The sequence below is a fragment of the Pseudoxanthomonas sp. LjRoot204_2 genome (assembly GCF_056175765.1).
Genome location: NZ_JBGFFG010000227.1, coordinates 1 through 5,578, shown reverse-complemented (window position 1 = coordinate 5,578; position 5,578 = coordinate 1). Strand labels below are relative to the sequence as shown.

The 5,578-nt window shown below is 70.1% G+C and carries 1 protein-coding gene; it reads left to right on the top strand.

Annotation, left to right across the window (positions count from 1 at the left end):
* Window positions 1-34 precede the first annotated feature (34 nt).
* Window positions 35-5,578, top strand: a 5,544-nt coding sequence (locus AC04L7_RS11525; protein WP_475513044.1) for a hybrid non-ribosomal peptide synthetase/type I polyketide synthase, incomplete at its 3' end; no start/stop codon positions are given.

Here is a 5,578-nt window from a genome sequence, read left to right as displayed (position 1 = left end):
GCTCGCACGGATGACCGTCGAGCCTATGGCATGCGTGTCGCTGGCCTGGTCGCGAGACGGGACGAAGCCCGCGCTCGCATGGACGCTGGCGTTGGACGGCGAGCAAGTCGCCAGCGCGACCGGCCGGCTTGTGGCGGCGCTCGATGCGTCAGCCGCCCCGGCGCCGGACGCAACGGCCGCCTTCGCCAGCGACGCGGCACCGTGGGCGGGTTATGTACGCGAAGCGGCCGACCCGCCGGCATGTCCGCTGGTGCTGCAGCTGATCGGCGGCGACGTGGTGCTGCACGACCACGACGGTGGCTATACGGACGCRCAGTTGCGCCAATGGCTGTCGTATTGGGCGTGCCTGCTGGCATCGCTCGCCGCAGCGCCGGATACGCTCCTGTCGGAGGCCGCGATCGTGCCTGCGGACGCGGCAGGCGATCTGCTCGCGTTCGGCAACGACACGGCCCACCCGTTCCCCCGGGTAGCCGGTGTACATCGCCTGTTCGAGGCGCGGGTGGCGGAGACCCCGGACGCCGTGGCCCTCGTGCAGGGCGATGCGCGCCTGACCTACGCCGAACTCAATGCGCGCGCCAACCGGCTGGCCCGGATGCTGAAGCACCACGGCGTGGGACGGGATGAGCGCGTGGCGATCTACGTCGATCGCGGCATCGAGGTGGCGCTCGGCCTGCTGGCCGTACTCAAGGCGGGCGGYGCCTACGTGCCGCTGGATCCCACGTATCCCGCCGACCGCCTGGCCTATACGGTGGCCGACAGCGCGCCGCGCGTGCTGCTGACGATGCCGGGCATGGAGCGCGAGGCGCGTGACGTGCTGGGCGAACTTCCCGAACACCTGGTCGTCATCGACATGCAGCACGCCGATGCGGCTGCCACGTCGATGGCATCGCACGATCTGGCCGACGACGAGGCCGGCGTGGGCCCCGAAGATCTGGCCTACGTGCTGTATACCTCCGGTTCCACCGGCAAGCCCAAGGGCGTGGCGATGCCGCACGGGCCGCTGGTCAACCTGATCCAGTGGCAGATGCGCGAGCCCGGCAATGACGCGCCGCTGCGTACCCTGCAGTTCGCAGCGCTGGGTTTCGATGTCGCGTTCCAGGAAGTCTTCGCCACCCTGGCGACCGGCGGGACGCTCCATACGATCGACCAGGAAACGCGCATGAGCGCGGGCAAGCTGTTCGAGACCATCGTCGAACAGCGCATCGAGCGCATGTTCCTGCCGTACTTCGCGCTGCAGATGCTGGCCGAGGGCCTGGAGGGCCACCTTGCCTCGCTGCCCGAGGGCCAGCGCATCGCGTGTGCGCTGCGCGAAGTGATCACCGCCGGTGAGCAACTGCGCATCGAACCGAAGATCGTGCGTTTCTTCGAACAGCTGCCGGGCTGCCGCCTGCACAACCACTACGGTCCCACCGAAACCCATGTGGTCACCGCGCTGACGTTGCCGGAAGATCCGCATGCCTGGCCGCGCCTGCCCACCATCGGCAGGCCCATCGCCAATGCGCGCATCTACGTGCTCGACGCGCAGGGCCGTCCGTTGCCCCTCGGTGTGGTCGGCGAGCTCTACCTGGCAGGTCCGGTGGTCGCGCGCGGCTACCTGCATCGCGATGACCTGACGGCCGAACGTTTCCTGCCCGATCCGTTCGTCGACTGCGCCGGCGCGCGCATGTATCGCACCGGCGACATCGGTCGCTGGCTGCCGGACGGGACGGTCGAATACCTGGGGCGGCAGGACTTCCAGGTGAAGATCCGCGGTTTCCGCGTGGAGCTCGGCGAGATCGAGGCGCAGGTGATGGCGTTCCCCGGCGTGCGCGAAGCGGGTGTGCTGGCGCGCGAGGACGTGCCCGGCCTCAAGCGCCTGGTGGCCTACCTAGCGCCCCGGGACCGGGATGCGCCCGTCGACCTGGAGCGCCTGCGGCAGCATCTGGTGGAGGCAATACCTGACTACATGGTGCCGGTGGCGTATGTGCAGATGGACGCGCTGCCGCTGTCGCCGAACGGCAAGCTGGACCGGCACAAGCTGCCGCGCCCCGGTCGTGGACGTCCCGAATGGGCCGGGGCGTACAGCGCGCCACGCGATGCGACCGAAGCGGCGCTGTGCCGCATCTTCGCCGATGTGCTCGACCTGGAAGACCTGGGGCGCGACGACAACTTCTTCGACCTCGGGGGTACGTCGCTGCTGGCGATCCGTGTACTCGAAGCGGCGCGCCGCGAGCGCGTGGGTGATGTGCCCGCCATGGCGCTGTTCCGCGCGCCGACGCCGGCGCAACTCGCCGCCGCGATGGCGGATGGCCAGCGCCAGCCGCTGGACGCCGCGCGCATGTCTGCCCGGCGCGACCTGCACGCCCACGAGCCGATCGCCATCGTGGCGATGGCCGGTCGCTTCCCGGGCGCCTCGACCGTCGAAGCGTTCTGGGACAACCTGTGCGCCGGTCGCGACAGCGTCAGCCGCTTCGCCGCCGATGAGCTGGATGCCGGGATTCCCGATGCGCAGCGTGCCGACCCGGCGTACGTACCGGCGCGGGGCGTGTTCGACGACGTCGACAAGTTCGACGCCGCCTTCTTCGGCATCTCGCCGAAGGAAGCGGAACTGATGGATCCGCAGCAGCGGATCTTTCTGGAGCTGTGCTGGGAATGCATCGAGCGCGCCGGCCACGTGCCGGATGCGACGACGGAGCCGGTCGGCGTGTTCGCCGGCATGTACAACGCCAGCTATTACCAGCGCAACGTGCTGGCGCATCCCGACCTGGTCGACAAGCTCGGCGCGTTCCAGGTGATGCTCGGCAACGAGAAGGACTACATCGCCACGCGCGTCGCGCACAAGCTGAACCTCACCGGCCCGGCCGTCAGCGTGCACACCGCGTGCTCCACCTCGCTGGTCGCCATCAGCCAGGCGATCGACAGCCTGCGTGCGGGGCGTTGCAGCATGGCGTTGGCAGGCGGCATCGCGGTGACCTGCCCGGTGCGCAGCGGACACGTGTACCAGGAAGGCGGCATGCTCTCCGCCGACGGTCATACGCGCAGCTTCGATGCCGATGCCAGCGGCACGGTGTTCAGCGACGGGGCGGCCGTCGTCCTGCTCAAGCGCCTCTCCGATGCCATCGCCGATGGCAACCCGATCCATGCCGTGGTGCGTGGCGCGGCGGTCAACAACGACGGCGGCCAGAAAGCCAGCTTCACCGCGCCGAGCAGCGAAGGGCAGGCCGCGGTGATCGCCATGGCGCACGCCGATGCAGGCGTGGAGGCGCGCAGCATCGGGTACGTGGAGGCCCACGGTACCGCCACTCCGATGGGCGACCCCATCGAAATCGAAGGGCTGACGCGCGCGTTCCGCCAGAGTACCGACGACACGGACTTCTGTGTGGTCGGCTCGGTGAAGAGCAACGTCGGCCACCTGCTGATGGCGGCCGGTGCCGCCGGCGTCATCAAGACGGCCTATGCGCTGCGCGAGCGTTGCCTGCCGCCGACCGCGCACTTCCGCCATGCCAACCCGGTGATCGACTTCACGCGCACGCCATTCCGCGTGAGCGGCGAGCTGGCGCCCTGGAATGCGCTCGAGGGCCAACCGCGGCGCGCGGGGGTCAGCTCCTTCGGCGTGGGCGGCACCAATGCGCACGTGGTGATGGAGGAAGCGCCCGCGGTTGCGCCATCCGACCCCGGCGACGGCCCGCAGGTGCTCACGCTGTCGGCGCGCACGCCCGTCGCCCTGGGCGAGGCGGTCGCCCGGCTCGCGGATCACCTGGAACGCGGACCCGCTCTCAACGTCGCTGACGTGGCATGGACACTCGCCGTGGGTCGCAAGGCGTTCCCGCATCGCATCGCCGTGGCGGCGGCGAGTGCGGCAGACGCGGTCGCGCTGCTGCGCAGCGCCGATGTGTCGGCCAATGCATCGAAGTCGCGGCCTGTCCAGGCGGCGGATGTCGTCTTCATGTTCCCCGGGCAGGGCTGCCAGTACGCCGGCATGGGAAGGGCGCTTTACGCCGCCGAACCGGCCTTCCGCGCCGCGTTCGACGACTGCGCGCAGGTGCTCGATGTCGAACTGGGCCAAGACCTGCGCGCGCTGGTGTTCGGAGACGATGCCGACGCTTTGCTGCCCACCGCCRTCAYGCAGCCCGCGATCTTCRSCATCGAATACGCACTGGCGCGCTGGTGGATGTCGCATGGCGTAGTGCCCACGGCCATGGTCGGCCACAGCGTCGGCGAATTCGTCGCCGCGACACTGGCGGGCGTGTTCTCGCTGCCGGATGCGTTGCGGCTGGTCGCGCGCCGCGGCCGCCTGATGCAGGCGCAGCCCGCGGGCGCGATGCTGTCCGTRCGCCTGCCGCTCGATGCGCTGCAGGCGCGCCTGCCAGATGCGCTGTCGCTGGCGGCGGAGAATGCACCGGGCGCCTGCGTGGTGGCGGGGCCGCACGAGGCGATCGCCGCCTTCCAGCAGCAGCTGGAGGGGGAGGGCGTGGCCTGCCGCGCGCTGAAGACATCCCACGCGTTCCACTCCGCGATGATGGACGCCGTGGTGCCGGCATTCCGCGCGGAAGTGGAGGCGCTGGTGCGCCACGCGCCGTCGCTGCCCATCCTGTCGACCGCAAGCGGCGAATGGCTGGCGGACGCGCAGGCGGTGTCGCCGGAATACTGGGCACGCCATCTGCGCGAGCCCGTGCGCTTCTCCTCTGCCGTCGCCCACGTCCTGGAGCGTCCTGGTCGCGTGCTGCTGGAGATCGGCCCGCGCAACACCCTCGCCACGCTATCGCGCCAGCAACCCCTGCTGCAGAAGCACCGCATTGCCGCCGTTGCCTCGCTGGCGGACAACGTGGAGGGCGAACATGCGGCCTTGCTGAACGCCTTCGGGCAGCTGTGGTCGCAGGGCGTCGACGTGCATGCCGAGGCCCTGGATCGACGGGGCCGTCGCCTGCGTCTCTGCCTGCCGACCTATCCGTTCGAAAAAAAGCGTTATTGGGTAGAGGCCGCCCATGCGGTGCCCCGCAACGTCATTCCCCACCCCAGCCTGGCCGCGCGTGCGGCCCCGGAGTTCCTGATGTCCGTCGTGCCCGAAATCGCACCGCCCGCTGCCGATCGTCGCCCCCGCATTGCCGCGCAGTTGCGCGAGGTGTTCGAGGACGTGGCCGGTTTCGAGCTGTCCGACGCGGACGGCGATGCGAACTTCATCGAGCTGGGCCTGGACAGCCTGATGCTGACCCAGGTCGCGCTGCAGTTGCAGAAGACCTTCCCGGTGCGCATCACCTTCCGCCAGTTGATGGGCGAATACGCCAGTCTCGATCGCCTGACCCAGGGCTTGGATGCGCAATTGCCGCCCGAAACCGCTCCGGCCCCGGCGGCCCCCGTCGTCCAGAGCGCAGCGCCCGCGGTGCTCGCGGCACCGTCGGCCCTCGCGATGCCGGCGACATTGGCGCCCGCACCGGCGCCCATGACGGTCGCGCCGATGCGGGCACTGGCAGGCGGGGATGCGCTGAGCCAGCTGATCGCCCAGCAGATGCAATTGATGTCCCAGCAGTTGGCCCTGCTTGCGGGCACCGCACCCGTCGCGCCTGCCGCCGTGGCGCCCACGCCCGCGCCGCCCATGGAG